Origin of the sequence: Salinibacterium sp. NSLL17, assembly GCF_015864935.1 — a bacterium.
Classification (GTDB): Bacteria; Actinomycetota; Actinomycetes; order Actinomycetales; family Microbacteriaceae; genus Rhodoglobus.
The window spans coordinates 36,692-58,367 of the sequence record NZ_JADYWH010000002.1; the positions used below are offsets into that span (position 1 = coordinate 36,692).

Here is a 21,676-nt window from a genome sequence, read left to right on the forward strand (position 1 = left end):
ATTGCCAACGCTGTCAACGGAGAGCCTCAATGCCTACACAACCCACCCCCGCCGACAAGTTCTCCTTCGGGCTCTGGACTATCGGTTACAACGGAGCCGACCCCTTCGGTGGCCCCACTCGCGCCCCGCTCGATGTCGTTCACGGCGTCGAGAAGCTCGCCGAGCTCGGCGCCTACGGTCTTACCTTCCACGACGATGACCTCTTCGCCTTCGGATCGACGGATGCCGAACGCCAGAAGCAGATCGACCGCCTGAAGCAAGTACTCAGCGACACCGGCCTCATCGTGCCGATGGTCACCACCAACCTCTTTAGCGCTCCCGTCTTCAAAGACGGCGGATTCACCTCCAACGACCGCGGTGTTCGCCGCTTCGCTATGCGCAAAGCAATGCGTCAGCTCGAACTCGGCGTAGAGCTCGGTGCCAAGACCTTCGTCATGTGGGGCGGCCGCGAGGGAGCAGAGTACGACTCCGCGAAAGACGTTCGCTCCGCCCTGGAGCGCTACCGCGAAGCTCTCAACCTGTTTGGTGACCATGTCACCGAAAAGGGCTACGACATCCGCTTCGCGATTGAGCCCAAGCCCAACGAGCCCCGCGGCGACATCTTGCTGCCGACCGTCGGCCACGCGATTGCGTTCATCGAAACTCTTGAGCGCCCTGAACTGTTCGGCGTGAACCCCGAAGTTGGCCACGAGCAGATGGCTGGCTTGAACTTCACTTCGGGCATCGCTCAGGCGCTGTACCAAGACAAACTGTTCCACATTGACCTCAACGGCCAGCGTGGAATCAAGTACGACCAAGACCTCGTCTTCGGTCACGGCGACCTGCACAACGCGTTCTCGCTCGTCGACCTGCTCGAAAACGGTGGCCCCGACGGAGGTCAGAGCTACACCGGCCCGCGTCACTTCGACTACAAGCCGAGCCGCACCGAAGACTCGACCGGCGTCTGGGATTCCGCGGCCGCCAACATGCGCACCTACCTGCTCCTCAAGGAGCGCGCAGCCGCATTCCGTGCCGACCCCGATGTGCAAGAAGCTCTTGAAGCTGCGCGCGTCTTCGAACTGGCCGAGAACACTCTCGGCGACAATGAAAGCTATGACGACCTGCTGGCAGACCGCGCCTCGTACGAAGACTTCGACTACGAGGCCTATTTCAATGGCAAGGGCTTCGGCTTTGTTCGCCTGCAGCAGCTCGCAACCGAGCACCTCATGGGCGCCCGCTAAATGACCCTCGTCGCGGGGATCGACTCCTCAACCCAGTCCTGCAAGATCGTGATCGTGGATGCCGCGGCCGGCGCACTCGTGCGCACCGGCCGCGCTTCCCATCCGGCCGGCACCGAGGTTGATCCGAATGCCTGGTGGGTGGCTCTCAACGACGCCATCACCGAGGCGGGCGGGCTGGATGACGTCTCCGCGATCTCGGTCGGCGGCCAACAACACGGCATGGTCGTGTTGGATGCCGCCGGCCGGGTCATCCGCCCAGCCTTGCTGTGGAACGACACCCGCTCTGCTGCCGCGGCTCACGCCCTCAGCGCCGAGTTTCCCGACCTCGCCAAGCGCACCGGCTCGAAGCCGGTTGCGTCGTTCACGTCAACGAAGCTGCGCTGGCTGCGCGATGCCGAGCCCGAGAACGCCGCCCTTGTTGCCGCCGTGTGCCTGCCGCACGACTGGTTGACCTGGCGTTTGCGCGGCTTCGGCCCCGAGAATCCTGAACTGACTGAGTTGGTGACCGACCGCTCGGATGCGAGCGGCACCGGCTACTTCAACTCGGTCACCAACACCTACGACGACGAGGTTTTCACGGCAGCACTCGGGCGCAGTTCCGTGACCGATGGCGTGGTGTTGCCCCGCATCGTCGCGCCAGGTGAAACCGCAGGCACTGTCGCGGGAACCGCCATCGAGATTGGCTGCGGCGCTGGCGACAACGCCGGAGCCGCACTCGGCTTGGGCGCACGAGCAGGCGATGTCGTCGTCTCGATCGGCACCAGCGGAACCGTCTTCGCTGTTACCGAAACTCAGGTTCCTGACGCCACCGGCACCGTGGCAGGCTTCGCCGATGCCAGCGGCATCTTCCTGCCCCTCGTCGCCACCATGAACGCCGCCCGCGTGCTCGACAGCACCGCAACACTTCTGGGCGTCACCCACGATGAGCTCGGCATTCTCGCGCTCGAAGCGGCCCCCGGCGCTAGCGGACTCGTGCTGCAGCCCTACTTCGAAGGCGAACGAACCCCCAACCTTCCGGATGCCACAGCAACCCTCTTCGGCATGACGCTTGCCTCCACGACCCGCCCGTCACTCGCGCGTGCCGCCGTCGAGGGACTGCTGTGTGGACTCGCGGATGGCCTCGACGCTCTCGGTCGCCAAGGAGTTTCCGCCGAGCGCATCCTCCTCATCGGTGGCGCCGCCCAAAACCCCGCAGTGTCGACCATCGCGTCCCAGGTGTTTGCGGTGCCGGTCGTGGTTCCCGAGCCCGCAGAGTATGTCGCGCTGGGCGCCGCAGCCCAGGCGGCGTGGGTGCTCGACGGCACACGCCCCGACTGGGCTATCGCCACTGTGGCGGAGCCGGCATCCGACTTCCACCCGATTATTCGGGAGCAGTACGCCCGCTACGCGGTGTGATTCGGCTCACTTTCGTGCACGGTCAACAGGCCACGTAACAGGCTTTCGAACTGGGCTCGCTCGCTTGCGCTGAGTGATTCCAGTAGGCGTTCCTCGTTCTCAAGGTGGTCGGCGAGCGCGCCCTCGACGACCTCCGCTCCCTGAGCGGTGAGCGCAACACGGATGGTGCGCCGGTTCTCGGGATCGACGTCGCGCGAGATGAGCCCTTTCGTGACGAGTCGATCAAGCCGATTGGTGATCGCTCCCGAGGTGACCATGGCGCTGGCCGAAAGCGCACCCGCGGTGAGGCCGCGTGGTCCGGCATCCGTTCGCAGCAGGGTCGCGAGAATGTCGAACTCCCCCGGTTGCAGACCGTGCGTCTCGAAGACGTCGCTTTGCGCGCGCTCGAGGAGTCGGGTGAGGCGGGACAGTCGCCCGAGCACGCCCATGGCCGAGACGTTGAGGTCGGGGCGCACCGCGGCCCATTGGGCGAGGATGCGATCGACGCTGTCTGTCATGATGCCTCAAAATCTCTCAACGTTGAATCGTTTGACGGATCCAGCATAACCCCGCTAGATTGTTTAACGTTCAACTATTCAATGCTAAGGAGTTCTCATGCGGCTGCGCGACACTCTCATCACCGCCATTGCGCCCATCGCGTGGGGCACCACCTACATCGTCACCACCGAGCTGCTGCCGACCGGGCACCCCCTCTTCGCCTCCCTCGTGCGCGCGCTGCCCGCCGGCCTGATCGCCCTCGCCATCGCCCGTCAGCTGCCCCACGGCGCCTGGTGGTGGAAATCCCTCGTGCTCGGCGTGCTCAACATCGGCGCCTTCTTTCCCCTGCTTTTCATCGCTGCTTACCGCCTCCCCGGCGGAGTCGCCGCCACCCTTGGCGCCGCCCAGCCCCTCATCGTTGCCGTGCTCATCGTCGTAGCCTTTCGCCAAAGCGCTCCCTGGCGACTCGTGATCTGGGGCATCATCGGCGCCCTCGGCGTTGCCCTCGTTGTGTTGCGGGCGAGTGCCCAACTCGACACCCTCGGCCTCATCGCCGGGCTCGCCGGCACGGCATCCATGGCGCTCGGAGTGCTTCTCTCAAAGCACTGGGGAAAACCACCCGAGGTATCGGCACTCAGCTATGCCGGCTGGCTTCTCACCGCCGGCGGGCTCTTTCTCCTCCCCATCACACTGCTCGCAGAGGGCATTCCGGCAACGCTCAGCGGGCCCGCTATCGCCGGCTATGCGTGGCTAGGGATCGTCGGCGGCATCGTTGCCTACACACTCTGGTTTCGAGGCGTTCGAATCGTGCCGATTTCATCGCTCGCCGTGCTCGGTTTGCTCTCCCCCCTCACTGCAGCCACGCTCGGCGCACTCCTCCTTGGCGAACGTTTTAGCGCACCCCAATTGCTCGGGTTTGGGCTGGCTCTTGCGGCAATTGTCGGGGCACAAATTCCCGCACGCACACCCGCCCCAATCCCCTCGCGATGACCCCTGCCGCGGTCGAGACCAGCGCCGAATTGGTCTAGAAAATCGTCCGACTTCCCCGAGAACACGGCACGTCTTGAGGGGACAGACAGAACGTTCTGGTCAGCATTTATGGGGGCAATTGTTAACGACACCCAAACGGGGGTCTACTACCCCGCTTCGGGGGCTTGCATGCTTCAGTGAGAAAGAACCGTAGAACGAACTCCTGGGGGAGGGATCAGATGGCAGAGCACGTAATCCTGTTTGCCGGGCCAATGGGCGCCGGCAAGACCTCCGCTATTCGCGCCCTCAGCGAGATCGATGTCGTCAGCACGGAGGCCGCAAATAGCGACCGAAGCGTTGCCGACAAACCCACCACCACGGTGGCTCTCGACTACGGCGAAATCGGCATCAACGAGGCCGAGAAAGTTCGCCTGTATGGCGTTCCCGGTCAACGTCGATTCGACTTCATGTGGACGATTCTCGCCGAACGAGCCGAGGGCGTACTGCTGCTGGTGAATGCGGATGCCGACAACCCTGTCGAGACCGCCATCGAATACGTCAAAGAATTTTTCGCTCTCTACGAGCGCGGCGGAATCGTCATCGGCCTCACACGGGCCGACCTCGTGCCCCGCGCGCTGATAGAGGAATACGCCAACGCTCTTGCCGATGAAATGCCTGACGTGATGATCCCGGTGCTTACCGTGGATGCTCGTTCCCAGGAAGAGATGATGACGCTCCTCATGACCCTCATCGCCAACATCGAGCTCAAGCAAGCCGTCGCCGACAGTATCGGTGTCGGCGTCGGTTCCGGTGGACGGAGGGCACGATGACTCTCGCGCCCCACCTCGACTCCAAGTACATCGTCCGAGGCGAACTCGCCTTGGGCGGACTTCGCGACCTAGCACCGTCGCTTCGCTACGCATCCCTTCTGACAGAAGACGGATTCAGCGTCGTTTCGGTAGCCGGTAAAGAATTTGACAGCAATCGATTCGCGAGCATGGCCAGTTCCACTCAGGCCCTCGCCGACGCTGTCGCTAGAGAATTGCAGCTCGGAGACAACGAGTTTGTGATCGTCGCGGCTGAACAAGGCCACGTCGTACAAGTACGAGTCCAAGGCCACCCGCTGGTACTCGCCGCACTTTTCACCGATCGAGAAACCATTGGCGGGTCGTTGACCGCTGCGCGCCGAACCGCGCGAAGGCTCACAACCCTCCTGATGGCGAAGTAGTACAAACCGAAAACCCGCTGGCCCCGAACTACCCGCGTAACCCGCACTAACCCGCAAGCAACACAAGCAGTACCTGAGCATGCACGACCCGAAACACCCGCAGTAGGACCAGGAACTACGAACAGAACGCGATCACTTGTCTAACCCGCAGATCACATTCTGACTCGAGGATTTTTACCCGAAGCACCACCGCGATGCACCCTCGGCACCGCACACCAATTCACGCAGGAGGCGTGAAGATGACTACATACGCAACCAACATCCCCGCCGGCTGGTACCCCGACCCGCTTGGCCTCCCCCAGCTGCGCTGGTGGGATAACCACACCTGGACTGACCAGATCTCTGGAGCACGCGCACCGCTCGTGCACCAGCTGGTCGATGTCGACTTTGCCGACCCCACCGACGACGAGCTCGACGATCACGTCCAGCCCGCCACCGCGACGACGCCGATCGGCCGCGAAACGACACCGGAGCCGACCTTGGCGAGCACGCTCCGCCAGCTCGAAGCCCCCATGCCCGAGCAGGCCGTTGACTCGGCTACCGCCGGCGACCCGACTGTCGGCTTCATGGGCGAGCCCTCGAATGACGACTTCGATCCGTCGATTCTCGTTTCAGAGTGGGCGCAGGTTGCTGAAGCAATCAAGATCGCCTCGAGCAGCGCGCAACCAACCGTTTTGGCGATCACCTCATCCAGCTTCCCAATGCTCGTCATCGATGTGAACGAGCGCGCCTACTGGTGGAAAGCTGAAATCACCGACTTCCCGACGCACCCGGTCAGCATCAACGTGCGTAGCCACATCCGCGAAGAAGTGATTATGCCCACGGGTGCCGGCTTTGACCTCAACCCGCTGCTGTGGATGATCGGCAACACCGGTTACGCTCACACTCCCGCACCGTGGCTCGTCGATGGTGCCCGCTACCGTCTGCGTCGCTGGCCGAATATCACCAACCTTCCGCACGATGCTGACCAGCTGCGCATGACCTCGATCCTGAGCCATGCACCGCTGTCGGCGAAGGAACTTTCGGCGATTGCCGAGACGTTGCCCACTGCAGCACACGCACTCCTTGCGGCGCTGAGCCTCATGAACATCCTGCGCATCCTTCCCGGTGCCAGCGAAGACGAAACTGACACTCCGGCACCAGCGCCGGCACCTCAGGGCCTCTTCGCACGACTCCGCGGACGCCACAAGCGCTAACGATCTCAGCCGAGAGGGTGGGCATATTGCCCGGCTCACCCCTCGACTGAATAATCCTTGATTTCGGATGCCGCTGGCTTAGAGTGTCGGCATGACTCCGTTTTCGTCGCCCGCGTCCCATTTCGCGCGGTGGGCTACCGCCGCCTATCTCAGCGCTGGACTTCTGGGCGCCAACCAGTTCTTCTTCGGCGCCTACGGCGCAGTCGGCACAGCTCCGGCAGAGTTTCCCGTCTTAGTCACCGTCGTTGGCGCCGCGGTCGGAGTTTTTGCGATCGTGCTGCTCGCCTTCGCCGTGGTCATGACGGGGTTCGCGATCAAAGCCGGATGGAGCGCTCGTTCAGAGCCTGCGCGAGAGACCACCGCAGTGACGGCCGGCGACCGCCGCTACACTCTCGATCCGCCGGCGACCGCGCCGCTCTCACGTCGCACGCGATTGTTGATCAGCACCGGTACCGTCGTGGCGATGATGGCCGTAGTCACGATCGGAATACTGAATATCTTTATCTGGAATCCGCTGACCAAAGCTCCCGGGCTCACGCTTGACGAGATCTACGCAGCCATGACCGCGGCGGGAGAACTCGGGCCCGACCCGTTCCCTTGGATTTGGGCCATTTTCTGGCCCCTCGTCGCACTCGCTTTCGCGGGCCTCACGGCGTTGCCCACTTTCGCGAATATCATCACCGTGCGCGGGATGCTCATCCTTAGTTGCGTAATTCTGAGCGTTGCGATCTTCTTCCACTGGTTCGCCGGCTTCTCGATGGGCATGGGGCTGGCCGATACCTTCTTCGTCAGTGGCGGTGATGCCGCGAGCCCCGGCATGCTGCTCAGCATTCTCGGGCAGCTGCTCGCCGTTGCCGCGCTCTTCCTCGCCATCACCCCAAAACGCACAAACGCGGGCCGCCTGCCGGAGCAGACGACCCGCGTCGTTACGAACTAGCTAGCTTGCGCTGAGCCTCTTAGCTGTGAACCGCAGCGAGGGTGCGGCGGTCTTCGAGCAGCTGTGGCCAGAGCTTGCGACGGTCGCGCACGACGAAGCCACGCGCAATGAAGCGGTCCTTGCCATCGAAGCGAGGGGCATACATCGAACGACCGTGCATGGCGCGCAGGTTGTCGAGCATCAGCAGGTCGCCCGGCTGCAGCACGTGGGCGTCGCGGTGCTCAATGTAGGTCTCGACGACCTTGCCGAGCAGACGCTGAGCTTCAGCGGTGATGCCGTGCATGAGGTCTTGGTCAACGAGGATGTACGGGTCATCTTCTGGACCGGTGATGATCGGGAACGGACCACGAACGGCATCCGGGCGAGGAATGTATGGCTGGAACGACTCGTCGATCGTGGTTGCCCACAGCGGCTGGCGCAGCTTGGCAACCTCTTCAGGAGTCATCTGGGCAACAAGCTTGCGACCCGAGAATGCATACGTCTTGGCGTTCTCGTCACCGCGAAGGGCACCGAGGATCACGTAGTCAGGCTTGAAGTCAGAGAAGCACTGCTCGGTGTGAGCTTCGAGCTCGACCTTCGAGCCCTGCGACTGCTGAGTTACAGCAAGCTTCGGGTTGGGGACCATGTCTTGAATGAGGTGGCCGTTGCCCTCAGCCTCGTAGGCAACCATGCTGCCGAGGAGGTGAGCAAGCATGCCCATTTCTTTCGCGAAGATGGTGGCGGCGCCCAGGCCGCTCTTGTTGTCGAGCGGAGTATCTGTAAGGTCTTCGTCGACATACAGGCCACGCACAACCATGATGCCGGCTTCGGAGCCGACCTCAGCAAAATTCAAAACAGCCGCACGGACCTCTTCAGGCAAACTGAACGCTGCAGCGAGAGCTTGGCGACCGAAGTCATCCGGGTTCTCATTAGGGTGCGCAGTAATGCGCTCGGCAGCGGTACGGATCGCTTCGGCAGTGGCCGAGTCGAGGGTGAACAGGCTCGATTGGAGCTCGTGAACGGTAATGTCGCTCTCCTTGCTTCGTGCGATGCGCTAGCTGTGGCTCACAGGGCTCTTGGAAGGCGCAATCGCGGACATCGTCTCCATAGGGAAGACACTTCATAAATTACACCCTCCACCTCCAAAAACACGAGGATGGCGGGGCCGACGGGGCCGTGCACAGCAAAGTTGAAGCAATCCCATAGGCGCAAACACAACCGCTCCAGTCGCGATAAGATAAACCGGCCAGCGGGAGTGGTGAAATTGGTATACACGCAGGATTTAGGTTCCTGTGCTTTCGAGCGTGCGGGTTCAAGTCCCGCCTTCCGCACCACATAGATCGCATCGCGACCGCGAGCACAGCGGTGTTGAACGGTAGTGCACACAGCCGGGAAGCAAAGCTCGCGCGCGTCACCGTAACCGGTGATACGGGGGTATCCCCCACAGCGAACCCTCGCTAGCACGCGTTACTCTGTGACGTACATAGCTAACGTCGCCGACTACGCGCACCTAGCCGACGATTCTGGAGAACCCCCTTGGTAGGCACCGCCCTTATCCCTTGGCTCGATCCCCAAAACCTGATCACCGGTTTTGGGGCCTTCGCGCTGCTGGGCGTTGCCTTCATCGTCTTTGCCGAGACCGGGCTCCTCGTCGGATTCTTTCTTCCTGGCGATACTCTGCTTCTCATCACCGGCGTTCTCACCTTTGCCGGCGTCATCGAATATGACATTTGGTGGGTCTGTTTGGCTATAAGCCTTGCCGCCTTCCTCGGCGGTGAGGTCGGTTATCTCATTGGGCACAAAGTGGGCCCCAAGATCTTTGAACGCAAAGAGACAGGTCTCTTTAGCGTCGAAAATGTCAAACGCACCAATGCCTTCTTCACCCGCTTCGGCGGTCTCGCCGTCATCATGGCGCGCTTCGTGCCGATCGTGCGCACTTTCGCACCGGTCGCGGCGGGCGTTGGCCACATGGACTACCGCAAGTACTCGCTCTACAACGCGATTGGCGCCCTCATCTGGGGCTCTGGGCTCACCTTCGGCGGCTACTTGCTCGGCTACATTCCCTGGCTTAGCGATTTCATCGTCGAGTACATCGACTTGATCCTGCTCGCCGCTGTGACCCTCACCGTGCTACCGACGGCGTACCACTACTTCCGCTCGTCCTACAAAGCGAAAAAGGCGCGCGAAACTGGCCGCGCCGAGCCTCTCGACGATGCCGAAGCAGAAAAGCTAGCCCTGCACCCGAAAGACTTCAACCAAGACTTCGACGACTAGGCCAGAAGCCGCTATTCCTGAGGCGAACGCTTACGGATGGCGGTCACGGCCTGCTGAGCAGCGCGACGGACCTCAATGTCTTCGTCTTTTACGAGCTCGGAGATCGTCTCAACGACATCGAGCGAACCGACCGTCCCGAGGGCGCGAGCTGCCGACGCGCGAACGCGGGCAGTGTCGTCCGTCAGGAGCGCCACAAGCTGCTCGCGAGCGTCGAGTCGACGAGTAGCAACAACACGCGTCGCCATCTCGCGCACACGCCACGCTTGGTTACTGAGAGCGGCGCGTACGGCATCCGCAGCACTGTCGTTCCAGGCGTGCAGTAGCGCGCGCGTTCCCCACAGCTCAGGCCAGTAGAGCACCGGAGCGCCGTCGAGGATGCCCTGAGCATGCTCACCGCCGACAATCAGCAGGAACTCTTTGCCCTCGTTGTTGCCCTCAATAAGAGAGACGGCACGTTCGACAATGACGGCTTCGCCATGGCGTTCGCTCGCGGCCGCAATGCGGGCTGCGATGGGGAGTTCAAGATCTACTGCGTGGGGATCATCATGTTCAGACACGCCTCAACCCTACGTTGTTGCGCTCGACGCCGAGACCGCAGCGCACATACTCGCCGACGATCGGCAGGCGACGACTAGTTGCCAAGCAGTTGAGTGCGCACGATCGGCATGATCGCGGCGAATGCCTGAGCACGGTGACTGAGCGCATCCTTCTGGTCAGAGGTGAGGTCGGCGGATGTTCCCGGCTGGCCATCCGGACAGAAAATCGGGTCGTAGCCGAACCCTTCAGTTCCGCTCCGCTCGGTTGCGACAGTGCCCGGCCAGAGTGCGAGCTCCACGAACTCGTGAGCCTCTGCTGTGGAGGCACCAGCAGCGTCGGCTGTGCCAGCAACACCGGCCGGCACCACGAACGCTGCCGCACACGCGAACTGGGCGGCGCGGTCATCCGTGCCAACCATGTTGGCCAACAGAAGTTCAAGGTTGTCGACGTCGTTGCGGGTTCCCGCATACCGAGCCGAGTGGATGCCGGGGGCACCGCCCAGCGCATCAACACAGATTCCGGAATCGTCTGCGAGCGCCGGCAGCCCGGTGTGGGCAGCGGCGGCCCGCGCTTTGATCAGCGCGTTGGCTTGGAACGTGTCGCCGTCTTCAACCGGCTCAGGGCCGTCGTAGGCGACGAGCTCGAGGCCGTCGAGCGCTGGGCCAAGGATGCGGCGCAGCTCAGCAACTTTGTGAGCGTTGTGGGTGGCGAGAACGATGCGCACGACTACGCGCCTGTGAGGGTGGTGCTGCTCTGGCCGAGAGTGGCAGCTTGAATCGCGGTGAGCTGCGTGCCGCCCGCGAGAGCGAGGTCGAGCAGCGAGTCGAGTTCGTTACGGTCGAAGGGTGCGCCTTCGGCGGTGCCCTGAACCTCAACGAACAGTCCGCGACCGGTGACGACAACGTTCATGTCGGTCTCGGCGCGCACGTCTTCAACGTAGGCGAGGTCGAGCATCGGCTCACCATCGATGATTCCGACGCTGACGGCGGCGAGCGAATCGAAGAGCGCCTTCGAGTTCTTGCCGATGAACTTCTTCTCGCGGCCCCATTCAATGGCGTCGGCGAGAGCGACATACGCGCCCGTGATCGCTGCCGTACGGGTTCCACCGTCGGCCTGCAGAACGTCGCAGTCGATCACGATGGTGTTCTCGCCGAGGGCCTTCATGTCGACAACAGCGCGCAGGCTGCGACCGATGAGGCGCGAGATCTCGTGGGTGCGACCGCCGACCTTGCCCTTGACGGCTTCGCGATCCATACGGCTATTCGTGCTGCGGGGAAGCATCGAGTACTCGGCCGTGACCCAGCCTTTGCCCTTGCCGGCCATCCAGCGCGGAACACCGTTGGTGAAGGATGCCGTGCACAGCACCTTGGTCTTACCGAACGAGATCAGTGCGGAGCCTTCAGCCTGGTCGCTCCACCCGCGCTCAATTGTTACTTCGCGCAGTTCGTTGTTTTCGCGGCCATCGTGACGGGTCATGTTTCTACTCTCTATCGGTCTATCGGTCTATCGGTCTATCGGTCTATCGGTGAAGTCTGGTGGTCGTAAGCGGTGGGTGCTCGCTAGGAAAGCGGTGGCAGGCTGATCGCACCGGTCTCAAAAGTCTCGACGCTCACAATGTTTGGTCCCATGAAACGGGAGGCCAGACTGGTGAAGCCCTGTTTGTCTGGGCCTGTCGCTTCGAAGGCATGACGAGCGGGTGCCGTGGATTCGCGCAGCAAGTTGTGAGCGACGAGAGTGCTGTACACGTCGTAGGCGGTTTCTTCCGCACTCGAGACGAGTGTGACATCCCGCCCCATCACATACTGAATCGCCGCCGAAATGTGTGGGTAGTGCGTGCAGCCGAGCACGAGAGTGTCGATCTCGGCAGCCTTGAGCGGCGCCAAATACTCTTCGGCAACAGCAAGAACTTCTGGCCCGGTTGTGATGCCGGCTTCTACGAACTCGACGAAACGGGGGCAGGCCTGCGTGAACAATTCGATGCCGGATGCTGCAGCAAAGGCATCCTCGTAAGCCCGCGACTTGATCGTGCCCTCGGTGCCGATCACTCCGACGCGACCATTGCGGGTCTGACGCACTGCCGCCCTCGTCGCGGGCTGGATCACTTCGACCACTTCGATGCCGTACGCCTCGGTGTATCGCTCGCGGGCATCCCGCAGCATTGCAGCAGAGGCCGTATTGCAGGCGATCACAAGCAACTTCACGCCATCGTCAACGAGGCGGTCCATCACTTCGAGCGAATAGCGACGCACATCGGCAATGGGCTTGGGGCCGTACGGCGAGTGCAGAGTGTCGCCCACATACAGAATCGATTCGTGCGGCAACTGGTCAATGATCGCTCGGGCTACGGTGAGGCCACCGACTCCAGAGTCGAAAACGCCAATAGGTGCATCAGTCACGTCTTCAATCGTAGTGGTGGATGCCCGCACACTCCCCGACAGCGTTGAGGGACTGTCGCGTACTCTGGTCGGGTGAGTACCGCTCTGCTAACAGACCAATACGAGCTGACCATGCTCGACGCCGCTATCGGCAGTGGCCGCCACGAACGCCAGTGTGTGTTCGAAGTGTTTGCCCGCCGCCTACCCGACAGCCGCCGCTACGGCGTTGTTGCCGGGACCGGACGCCTTCTCGAACTCATCGAACAGTTCCGCTTCGGCGACGACGAGCTTGGGTTCCTTTCGCGCAACGCGATTGTGAGCCCCACCACGATCGATTGGCTCGCCAACTATCGTTTCACCGGCGATATCAGCGGTTACCGGGAGGGTGACGCTTACTTCCCGGGCTCCCCCGTGCTCACCGTTGAGGGCTCCTTCGCCGAAGCCGTGCTGCTGGAGACACTCGCGTTAAGCGTGCTGAACTACGATTCCGCTGTCGCCTCCGCTGCTGCGCGCATGGTGTCTGCCGCCGACGGACGACCCATCGCAGAGATGGGATCACGCCGCACTGGAGAACGCTCTGCCGTGGCATCCGCTCGCGCCGCCTACATCGCCGGCTTCAGCGCAACGAGCAACCTTGAGGCAGGGCGCAGTTGGGGCGTGCCCACGATGGGAACCGCAGCGCACTCGTTCACGCTGCTGCACGACTCCGAAGAAGAAGCATTCCAAGCGCAGGTCGACGCCCTCGGCCCCTCGACAACCCTCCTGGTCGACACGTACGACGTCGAGACTGCGGTCGAGCTGGCCGTGAAGGTCGCCGGAACCGGATTGGGCGCTGTGCGCATCGACTCTGGTGACCTTGCCGTTCAAGTCGCTGCCGTTCGAGCCCAACTGGACTCGCTGGGAGCAACGAAAACACGCATCACCGTGACGAACGACCTCGACGAACACGCGATCGCAGCGTTGCGCGCCGCCCCTGTCGACTCATTCGGCGTGGGCACTTCCGTGGTCACCGGTTCAGGTTTTCCCGCCGCCGGCATGGTCTACAAACTTGTCGCACACCACAACGATGCGGGCGAATGGGTATCCGTCGCCAAGAAGTCGACGGCGAAGGCCACCATTGGCGGTCACAAGGCGGCGGTGCGCGCTCTCGACAATGGCGTCGCATCCATGGAACTTATCTATCAAGAGTCCGAAGGACGCCCGGATGTCGAGGGCCGAGACCTCAACGTTCCGCTCATGACCGCGGGCATTGCCGATCACCAGTGGGTCGGTGATGGCGGCACGCTTGCTGCCCGCGATCACTGCGAAACGGCCATGTCAGAACTGCCGCAAACCGCGTTCCGGTTGTCGCGCGGAGAACCTGTACTGCCCACGGTCTACCGCTAGGGCTGTGTGCCGAGCGAAAAAGCTTGAGCGTTAGCCCTTCATCTTTTCGTAGACCTCTTTGCAGGTCGGGCAGATGGGAAACTTTTCGGGGTCGCGGCCTGGGGTCCAGAGTTTTCCGCACAGGGCACGAATCGGCTTGCCCGAGAGCGCCGATTCCATGATCTTGTTTTTGGGTGCGTAGTGCGAGAAGCGCTCGTGGTCGCCCTCTTCAACCTGCTCTTGGTTGAGCAGTTCTTCGAGTTCGCGGTCGAGCGTGTCGGTTCCGCCGCCAGTGCTATCGGTGTCAGCCATGGATCGATTCTACTTCCGTCGCCGTAAGCCGTTGTCTTTGCTTCCGCAAAGGTGGCTTGGGATGTGCTGGATCAGTTCTGTGAGGAGAGTGCGAGCAGTTCGGGGCCGCGGCGGACCATGATTCGCCCGCCCCCGTACACGCCGATGAGGAGCACGACAAGACCGAGGGCTACACCCACGATGAATGCTGCCCACTGTGGTTGCAGGTCGGTGAAGGGGTTGAAGAAGACGACGCCCAACACGGGCAATCCGAACAGCACGGTGATCGCGAAGGTAAACGATTGCACCGTAGCCGCATTCGATACGAGCGCTTGGGGCTGAATGAACGCACCGTGGCCGGGCAGCGGTGCCGCGTAGGGGAATGCTGCGGAGCTGATGCTGGAAACGCCGAGTCCTGCGAAGAGCAAGCAGAGGCTGAGGCCGATGAGGCCAGGCAGCGCTTCTCCATTGCCGACAATGACAACAGTGAGGATGCTGCCGACGACGGCGAGCGGGATGCCCACGAGCAAGTTGGGCACGATGCGCCCCCACCGGTCATCGGAGCCACGGGTGTGGGCCGAGACGTGGGTCCAGAGTGCGGTGTTGTCGTGAGCAACATCGTTGTGGGCACTCCAGCCGAGGAAGAGGCACATGACGGGCACGGGGATCCACGCGATCACGTCGGCTCCGATGCCGCCGACGAGAAGAGCGGCAACCATTCCGATGGGGATGATGGGGATGGCGGCGAGTGCAACAAAATATCGTGCGTCCCGAGCCCAGTAGCTGAGGCTTCGTGCCGCGATGGCGCCCAGTGGCGTTGACGGCATGAGGCGGAACCAGCCGAGGCCCGAACGGTACGTTTCGACGGCGCTGCGCTCAGGGCGAGAGAGCACGTAGCCCAAGAGGAAGTACCAGCAGGCTGCGAGAACGGCCAGGAAGCCGACCGCGATCGCGAGCTTGCCCACAACGTCGCTGCTGTCTCCGGCTGCTGCGGAGGCCGGCGCGCTAAACGCGACGCCGAGGGGCGTCCACTCCATCACCGCGGCAACCCGGCGAATCACGGGCAACACTTGGGATTGGTAGTCGGCGAGAGCGAGCATGACGGCGATGGGCAGTGAGGCAACCACGAGAGCAATCGCGACAATGCCGAAGCCTTCTCGCAAACGTCTGGTGCTCAAGTAGCGGGCCGCGATGAGGCTGGCGAGTCGAGCTCCGACAATGGCCGTGACGAATACGACGATTCCCGACAGCACAGCGATAAGGGCGGATGCGAGGCTTGCCGACCACGCGATGACTTGCGCCACGGCGAGCCCGGCCAGCATCACCGTGGGGATACTGACCGCACCGGCGAGCAGCAGAAGCAGCGCGAGGCGGATGCGGGTGACGGGGAGGTAGGAGAATCTGCGCGGGTCGAGTGCGTCATCCGCGTTCCACCCGAGGGGCATGACGAGAAAGCCGAGGAGAACGGCGGAGCCGAACACGACGAGTGTGGCTCCCGCAACTTCGGGGGTGGTGTTGCGCAGGTCGGCAACGGCGAGGATGGCCATCACGAATAGGACGGCGCTGTAGATCAGCACCAGTCCCATGGCGGATGCTACGAGCGGTCCTCGGCGAAACGCGTTCGCCAGGATGGTTAGTCTCAGTCGGAGAAACTGCTCAACCACTCGAGCCCTCCCCCACTGGAATTTTTGCCGGTCAACTGCACGAAGCGGTCTTCGAGCGACATTCCATTGCGCACTTCGTCGATGGTGCCGTCGGCGAGCAGTCGTCCTTCGACGATGACGGCAACATGGCTGCAGACGCGTTGAACGAGTTCCATGCGGTGGCTGGAGAGCAGCACGGTGCCGCCGGCATCGACATACTGCTTGAGGATGCGGGTGACGGTTGCTGCAGAAACGGGGTCAACCGATTCGAAGGGTTCGTCGAGCACGAGCAGGCGCGGCGAGTGGATCATTGCTGCGGCGAGCGCGACCTTCTTGAGCATCCCGGACGAGTAGTCACTCACGAGGCGGCCCATGACGTCGTCGAGGCCAAAAGCGGTGGCGAGGTCAGCGGAGCGCTTGCGCACTTCGGTGGCGTCGAGTCCGCGCAGCACTCCCGAGTAGTAGAGCAGTTGCGAACCCGTGAGGCGGTCGAAGATGCGCAGGCGGTCGGGCAGTACGCCGATGGAGCGCTTGGCGACTTCTGGTGATGCCCAGACGTCGACTCCGTTAACAGTGGCGCTTCCCGAGTCGGGGCGCAGCAGACCGGTGATCATGGAGAGCGTTGTGGTTTTACCGGCGCCGTTGGGGCCAACAATTCCGTAGAACACTCCCGCGCGCACGCTCAAACGAATGTCATCAACCGCGACAGTGTCGCCGAAGCCCTTCGACAATCCGCTGACTTCCAATACGACGTCGCTGGATGTCGCTTCAAGTCCGTGGCCCACAGCGGCGTCGACCGCAACCAGGGCGTCGCTCGCAGCCGCAGGTTCTAGCTCAGGCTCTGTTGTGGTTTCGTCGGTGGATTCCGCCTCGACGGCTGCCGCGCGTTCCGGCGCGGGAGCCATCGTTGCCGCCACCGCGGTTTCGGACTCAAGTTCTGCGTCGTCGCCAGCGGCGCTCGTGGTCGCTGCCTCTGCTGTGTCGGCGACGAAGTCGGATTCGGACTCGGCAGCGCGCTCAGCGTCAGCGTCAGCGAGCTTCTGGTCTTCAGTAGTTTCAGCGTCAGCGTTCTCGCCATCGGCCTTCAGCGCTTCGGCTTCCTCAGCCTCAGCCTTGTCAGCGGCGGCCCGCTCTGCCTCGACACGTTCGGTTTCAGCCTTCTCGGCTTCGGCCTTCTCGGCTTCGGCACGCTCTGCTTCGACCCGCTCGGCTTCACGCTTGTCGTCTTCTGCCTTCTCAGCTGCGGCCTTGTCAGCGGCAGCCTTCTCGGCGAGCGCCTTTTTCTCGGCCGCTTCCGCTGCGGGCGCAGCGAACTGCGATGCAAGGGCACGCAGGCGTGCGAGTCCCGCGAGTACGGCATCCGGCTTCTCTGCGGGTTCTACGGCCGCGGGCTCCGCGTCGTCCTCCGCGTCAGAGTCGCTCTTCGCGTCAGAGTCGCTCTCAGCGTCAGAATCGTCCTTCGCGTCGGCGTCGCTCTTCGCGTCACTAGTGGTGTCATCCGCAGCTGCCGGTTCTGCAGCAACGTCAGCGGTGGCGCCCGGGGCGCGCGAATCGGCAACGACACTCGCGTCGGCCTTGTCAGCATCCGTCGTGACCTCGGTGCTCTCAGCGATTACAAGATCGTCAACGAGCGCCTCAACGTCGACCGCTCCAACAGCATCCGAGTCGGGGGCAGCCGTCTCCGACGCAGCAGGCTTCGGCACGGTCGGCTTGGGTGCGGTGGGTTTCGGTGCCGTCGGCTTAGGCGCCGTCGAGCCCCGGGCCGCTTGGCTCGTCGTTGCGGCAGCGCTAGCGGCACCAGTCTTGGCGACACCACTCTTGGCGGCACCACTCTTGGCGGCACTGGGCTTCGCGGCAGTTGGCTTCGCTGCACCACTCTTTGCGGCACTCGACTTGGCTGCGCCGGGTTTCGCAGCAGCACGCTTCGTTGCGGTTGGAGTCGGCTTCGCGGCAGTCGACTTGCTCGCGGCGCTCTTCACCGTCGTCGGCGACGGTTTCGGAGCGGTCGGCGACTCACCGGCAGACGCATCAACATTTGACGCATCTACGTTTGACGCATCAACGTTTGCGGCAGCACTACTTGTAGTGCTGGCCGGCGTCTTGCGAGCGGCGGGCTTCTTGGCGGCGGGCTTACGAGTAGCAGGAGTTGTTGGCTTAGCGGTAGACGATTTTGCTTGAGAACCACGGGCCGTAGCCGGCTTCCGGGTGCTGCTCGCGGGCTTCGTTACCGGCGTTTCAACAGACTTCGTGCCCTCGTCGGGTGTTTGGGCGTTTTCCACTGTCCAAACCTACCAATCAGATGCGCAGAGAATGAGCCTGCATCACAAATAGGCAACAACCCTCCAAAATCTATGGAGTTCTCGGCCGACACAGTTAGCCTGACTATCGCACAAAGGTGTGTCGTTTTTTCCAATCTCGGGTTAACAGTAGGTAAATCATGAACCTTGAACCCGAGCCCCAGAACTACTGAGGAGACCACCATGACTACACAGGTCGTAATTTTAGCTGCCGGAATGGGCAGCCGTTTGGGCCGCTCGTTGCCGAAGCCGCTTACTGAGCTCAGCGATGGCCGCACCATCATGCAGCAGCAGTTCGACAACATCCGTCACGCTTTCGGCAACAATGCCAAGGTCACGATCGTTGTCGGCTACAAGCTTGAGCACATCATCGAAGCATTCCCTGAGGCATCGTTCGTCTACAACGAGCAGTATGACCAGACCAACACCTCCAAGAGCCTCATGCGTGCACTGCAGGCATCCGCTCCTGGTGGAGTTCTCTGGATGAACGGCGACGTTGTCTTCGACCCGACCGCTCTTGAGCGTGCCGCGGCCATGGTTGCTCGCGACCAGTCCTTCGTCAGCGTCAACACCGCGAAGGTCTCTGACGAAGAAGTCAAGTACACGACCGACGCTGAGGGCTACATCAAGGAACTCTCCAAGACCGTCAAGGGCGGACTGGGCGAGGCCGTTGGCATCAACTACATTTCGCGTGACGCCAAAGCAACTCTCGTGCGTCACCTCAAGAAGGTCGGCGACCAGGACTACTTCGAACGCGGCATTGAGCTCGCCATCGAAGAAGACCGCCTGCTCATCGAGCCCGTCGACATTTCTGACCTGTACGCCATCGAGGTGGACTTCGCTGAAGACCTCGAGCGCGCCAACCTCTTCGTCTAACGAGACATCTGGCTCAAGTGAGCCTCCCAGCTTTTGCCCGTTTCGCACTCAGTGCGAGGCGGGCATTACTGCTTAAAGTGAAGAATCGCTCACACGACTGCGAATGAGTGCGGCTGATTGTCGAATTGCCCGTTTACTATAGGGGCGTGGCGAACACAGCACTGGAGCGACCTGCATGGTCTCCCCTCACCCGATACCGCCGCACTCTCTGGTTGCTCACCATGCGCGACCTCCGCGTGCGGTATTCCACCTCAGCCCTCGGCTACGTGTGGTCCGTTCTCGACCCTCTGGTCATGGCGGGCATTTACTGGTTCGTTTTCACTCAGGTCTTCGACAAGGCTGTTGGCGAGCAGCCCTACATCGTGTTCCTGCTCAGCGCTCTGCTGCCCTGGATGTGGTTCAACGGTGCAGTATCGGATGCCACGCGTGCCTACCTGCGTGAGGCCAAGCTCATCCGGTCCACCAAAATCCCTCGCACTATCTGGGTTGCCCGGCTCGTGCTCTCTAAGGGGATCGAGTTCATCGCGAGCCTGCCGGTGCTCGCCTTCTTCGCTATCGCGAGCGGTGCCGTGCTGCACTGGGAAGCAATCTACTTCGTTCTTGGCGTGCTCCTGCAGGCGGTACTCACGATCGGCGTTGGCCTGATTGTGGCGCCACTGGTGGTGTTCTTCCGCGACCTTGAGCGGGCAACCAAGCTCGCGCTGCGCTTTCTGTTTTATGCCTCCCCCATCATTTACGGCATCCCCGATTTGGAAAAGCTTGGCCTTGACGGTCTCGCCGCGTTCAATCCGCTCGCCGGAATTTTCTCGCTGTATCGTGCCGCGTTCTTCCCTGAGCAACTCGATTGGTATGCCGTGATCATTGGAGCTCTCATGAGCCTGATCCTCGTCGCTGTCGGAATCCTTGTCTTCACGCGCACCGAGCGTGCCGTGCTGAAAGAGATCTAATGGGCGACAACTACGTCATTCGGGTTGACGACGCCGGCATCCGGTTCCGCCTCAACCGCCGCTCACGCCGCAGCTTCAAAGACCTCTTTGCCGGCCGCAAGCGCCGCGCACGCTCCGACGAGTTCTGGGCGCTGCGCAATGTCAGTTTCGACGTCACCGCTGGTGAAGCAATTGGTGTTGTTGGCCGCAACGGTCAGGGCAAGTCCACGCTACTCAAGCTCGTGGCCGAAGTCATGCTCGCCGACGAAGGCACCGTGCACGTTGGTGAGGGCGTCGCCCCGCTCATCGAAATCACGGGTGGATTCGTTGACGACTTGAGCGTGCGCGACAACGTGTACCTCACGGCAGGCCTGCACGGCATGACCAAGCGCGAGATCAACGAACGCTTCGACGAGATCATCGAGTTCGCCGAAATCGAACGTTTTATCGATACGCCCTACAAGCATCTTTCGAGCGGGATGCGCGTGCGCATTGCTTTCGCCGTGATCTCGCGCCTCGAGGAACCCATCATTTTGGTGGATGAAGTTCTCGCCGTTGGCGACAAGGCATTCCGCGAGAAGTGTTACCGCCGCATCGAGGAACTCTTGAAGGGCGGCCGCACGCTCTTCTTCGTCTCCCACAACGAACGAGACCTACGCCGCTTCTGCACGCGAGGCCTCTACCTCGACAAGGGTGAGCTCGTGCTCGACGGGCCGATCAACGATGTGCTCGCGCGCTATAACGAGGACTACGGCGCCTAACCGTCCAACGACGCACCAACGTCACGGTTGCTCAACGGCTGCCCAACTCTCGGAGTGCCGTCAGAGTCCTCCGGTACGGTTAAAACTATGGCTAAGAGCGAAGTGAGCACCTCACACCCCATGGTGGTGCGCGGAATCGACCGAGTACTCACCGTGCAGCGTCCCGTCGTGTTGGCCCATATCCGCAGCATCCGTCGCAGCAAGCCGCACGCGACTCCGGATGAGATTATTGCCGTTCTGGAGCGCCGCTATCTGGCCGCCGTCACCACCGGTGGCGCCCTCGTAGGCGCAAGTGCCGCCATCCCCGCCGTCGGCACGGGAACCTCGCTCGCGCTCTCGAGCGTTGAGACGGCCGGGTTCCTTGAGGCCAGCGCGCTCTTTGCTCAATCGGTCACTGAAGTGCACGGCATCGTCGTTGATGACCCCGACCGCGCACGCGCGCTCGTTATGACGATGGTGCTCGGCACCGCCGGCAGCGACCTCGTGAAACAACTGGCCGCTCAAGCAAGCGGCACGGGCGCCGCGCGCTCGGCGTACTGGGGCGAAACCCTCGCCAAGGGCCTGCCAACCACGCTCATGGGTCCGATTGCTGACCGCATCAAGCACACCTTCCTCAAACGGTACGCTGCAGCCCAAGGCACCAACATCGTGGGTCGTCTCATGCCCTTCGGTATCGGCGCCGTGATCGGCGGTGGCGGAAACAACATTCTGGGCCGTCAGATTATCCGCACAGCCCGCCAAGGCTTCGGGCCAGCACCGGCAACCCTGCCATCCTGGCTTGAGCCCGTAATTGCGCTGCCCAAAGCACCCAAGACGCCCAAAGTGCGCGGCGAGCGCAAGAAGCTACCGGCGCTGCCCAAATTGCCGCAATTGCCCCAGCGACGCAAGCGCCAAGGATGGGTCGAGCTCGAGAGCGACGACCAGCCCTAG

General features: G+C 62.3%; 22 protein-coding genes and 1 tRNA gene. 14 read left to right on the top strand and 9 right to left on the bottom strand.

Features of this window, described 5'->3' with window-relative positions; genetic code table 11:
* Positions 1-29 precede the first annotated feature (29 nt).
* Both xylA and xylB read left to right on the top strand, forming a co-directional pair.
* Positions 30-1,220, top strand: a complete 1,191-nt coding sequence (xylA, locus tag I6E51_RS09865; RefSeq protein WP_197110219.1) for a xylose isomerase — start codon at positions 30-32, stop codon at positions 1,218-1,220.
* Positions 1,221-2,615, top strand: coding sequence for a xylulokinase (gene xylB / locus I6E51_RS09870; RefSeq protein WP_197110220.1), 1,395 nt, complete (start codon positions 1,221-1,223; stop codon positions 2,613-2,615).
* Here xylB and I6E51_RS09875 read toward each other — a convergent pair.
* Positions 2,603-3,112, bottom strand: coding sequence for a MarR family winged helix-turn-helix transcriptional regulator (locus tag I6E51_RS09875; RefSeq protein WP_197110221.1), 510 nt, complete (start codon positions 3,110-3,112; stop codon positions 2,603-2,605). The two genes, xylB and I6E51_RS09875, sit on opposite strands and share 13 nt — an antisense overlap.
* Positions 3,113-3,209: 97 nt before the next feature.
* Between I6E51_RS09875 and I6E51_RS09880 the strand changes: the two genes are divergently transcribed.
* The 5 genes from I6E51_RS09880 (at position 3,210) to I6E51_RS09900 (ending at position 7,422) form a co-directional block, all read left to right on the top strand.
* Positions 3,210-4,082, top strand: coding sequence for an EamA family transporter (locus I6E51_RS09880; RefSeq protein ID WP_197110222.1), 873 nt, complete (start codon positions 3,210-3,212; stop codon positions 4,080-4,082).
* Positions 4,083-4,300: 218 nt separating this feature from the next.
* Positions 4,301-4,891: an ATP/GTP-binding protein gene (locus I6E51_RS09885; protein ID WP_197107277.1), complete on the top strand. Its 591-nt coding sequence runs from the start codon at positions 4,301-4,303 to the stop codon at positions 4,889-4,891.
* Entirely contained in the window at positions 4,888-5,289 is a 402-nt protein-coding gene (locus tag I6E51_RS09890) for a roadblock/LC7 domain-containing protein (RefSeq protein ID WP_197107278.1), read from the top strand. Before I6E51_RS09885 ends, I6E51_RS09890 begins: the two co-directional genes overlap by 4 nt.
* A 239-nt stretch (positions 5,290-5,528) precedes the next feature.
* Positions 5,529-6,485 (top strand): DUF2510 domain-containing protein, encoded by a 957-nt coding sequence (locus I6E51_RS09895; RefSeq protein WP_197110223.1) that lies wholly within the window; start codon positions 5,529-5,531, stop codon positions 6,483-6,485.
* A 91-nt stretch (positions 6,486-6,576) separates the two neighbouring features.
* Entirely contained in the window at positions 6,577-7,422 is an 846-nt protein-coding gene (locus I6E51_RS09900) for a hypothetical protein (protein ID WP_197110224.1), read from the top strand.
* A gap of 19 nt (positions 7,423-7,441) precedes the next feature.
* Here the strand turns inward: I6E51_RS09900 and I6E51_RS09905 are convergent, their stop codons facing one another.
* Positions 7,442-8,254, bottom strand: a complete 813-nt coding sequence (locus tag I6E51_RS09905; protein ID WP_197110225.1) for a TauD/TfdA family dioxygenase — start codon at positions 8,252-8,254, stop codon at positions 7,442-7,444.
* A 396-nt stretch (positions 8,255-8,650) separates the two neighbouring features.
* Between I6E51_RS09905 and I6E51_RS09910 the strand changes: the two genes are divergently transcribed.
* Both I6E51_RS09910 and I6E51_RS09915 read left to right on the top strand, forming a co-directional pair.
* Positions 8,651-8,735, top strand: a tRNA-Leu gene (locus tag I6E51_RS09910).
* A 202-nt stretch (positions 8,736-8,937) separates the two neighbouring features.
* A complete protein-coding gene (locus tag I6E51_RS09915) occupies positions 8,938-9,675 on the top strand; it encodes a DedA family protein (RefSeq protein WP_197110226.1) in 738 nt (245 codons plus the stop codon).
* 11 nt (positions 9,676-9,686) lie between these two features.
* On the opposite strand, the gene I6E51_RS14540 is transcribed toward I6E51_RS09915, so the two are convergent.
* The 4 genes from I6E51_RS14540 to murI form a co-directional block, all read right to left on the bottom strand.
* Positions 9,687-10,232, bottom strand: coding sequence for a HEAT repeat domain-containing protein (locus tag I6E51_RS14540; protein WP_197110227.1), 546 nt, complete (start codon positions 10,230-10,232; stop codon positions 9,687-9,689).
* A gap of 74 nt (positions 10,233-10,306) precedes the next feature.
* Positions 10,307-10,936 carry an RdgB/HAM1 family non-canonical purine NTP pyrophosphatase gene (rdgB, locus tag I6E51_RS09925; protein WP_197107286.1) on the bottom strand — a complete coding sequence of 210 codons (630 nt, stop codon included), beginning with the start codon at positions 10,934-10,936 and terminating at the stop codon, positions 10,307-10,309.
* 2 nt (positions 10,937-10,938) lie between these two features.
* Positions 10,939-11,688, bottom strand: coding sequence for a ribonuclease PH (gene rph / locus I6E51_RS09930; protein ID WP_197110228.1), 750 nt, complete (start codon positions 11,686-11,688; stop codon positions 10,939-10,941).
* Between the two features lie 83 nt (positions 11,689-11,771).
* A complete protein-coding gene (murI, locus tag I6E51_RS09935) occupies positions 11,772-12,608 on the bottom strand; it encodes a glutamate racemase (protein WP_197110229.1) in 837 nt (278 codons plus the stop codon).
* A gap of 72 nt (positions 12,609-12,680) precedes the next feature.
* On the opposite strand from murI, the gene I6E51_RS09940 reads away from it, so the two are divergent.
* Positions 12,681-13,973 (top strand): nicotinate phosphoribosyltransferase, encoded by a 1,293-nt coding sequence (locus I6E51_RS09940; protein WP_307783906.1) that lies wholly within the window; start codon positions 12,681-12,683, stop codon positions 13,971-13,973.
* 30 nt (positions 13,974-14,003) lie between these two features.
* On the opposite strand, the gene I6E51_RS09945 is transcribed toward I6E51_RS09940, so the two are convergent.
* The 3 genes from I6E51_RS09945 to I6E51_RS14545 form a co-directional block, all read right to left on the bottom strand.
* A complete protein-coding gene (locus I6E51_RS09945) occupies positions 14,004-14,264 on the bottom strand; it encodes a DUF3039 domain-containing protein (RefSeq protein ID WP_197107289.1) in 261 nt (86 codons plus the stop codon).
* Positions 14,265-14,335: 71 nt separating this feature from the next.
* Positions 14,336-15,829, bottom strand: a complete 1,494-nt coding sequence (locus tag I6E51_RS09950) for a hypothetical protein (RefSeq protein ID WP_197107290.1) — start codon at positions 15,827-15,829, stop codon at positions 14,336-14,338.
* A gap of 53 nt (positions 15,830-15,882) precedes the next feature.
* A complete protein-coding gene (locus I6E51_RS14545; RefSeq protein WP_307783907.1) occupies positions 15,883-18,165 on the bottom strand; it encodes an ATP-binding cassette domain-containing protein in 2,283 nt (760 codons plus the stop codon).
* Positions 18,166-18,366: 201 nt separating this feature from the next.
* Here I6E51_RS14545 and I6E51_RS09960 point away from each other — a divergent pair, with 201 nt between their 5' ends.
* The 4 genes from I6E51_RS09960 (at position 18,367) to I6E51_RS09975 (ending at position 21,676) form a co-directional block, all read left to right on the top strand.
* Positions 18,367-19,059, top strand: a complete 693-nt coding sequence (locus I6E51_RS09960) for an NTP transferase domain-containing protein (RefSeq protein WP_197107291.1) — start codon at positions 18,367-18,369, stop codon at positions 19,057-19,059.
* Between the two features lie 146 nt (positions 19,060-19,205).
* Entirely contained in the window at positions 19,206-20,006 is an 801-nt protein-coding gene (locus I6E51_RS09965; protein WP_307783908.1) for an ABC transporter permease, read from the top strand.
* Positions 20,006-20,746 (top strand): ABC transporter ATP-binding protein, encoded by a 741-nt coding sequence (locus I6E51_RS09970; RefSeq protein WP_197107292.1) that lies wholly within the window; start codon positions 20,006-20,008, stop codon positions 20,744-20,746. The genes I6E51_RS09965 and I6E51_RS09970 overlap by 1 nt, the downstream gene beginning before the upstream one ends.
* A gap of 87 nt (positions 20,747-20,833) precedes the next feature.
* Entirely contained in the window at positions 20,834-21,676 is an 843-nt protein-coding gene (locus I6E51_RS09975) for a hypothetical protein (RefSeq protein WP_231600019.1), read from the top strand.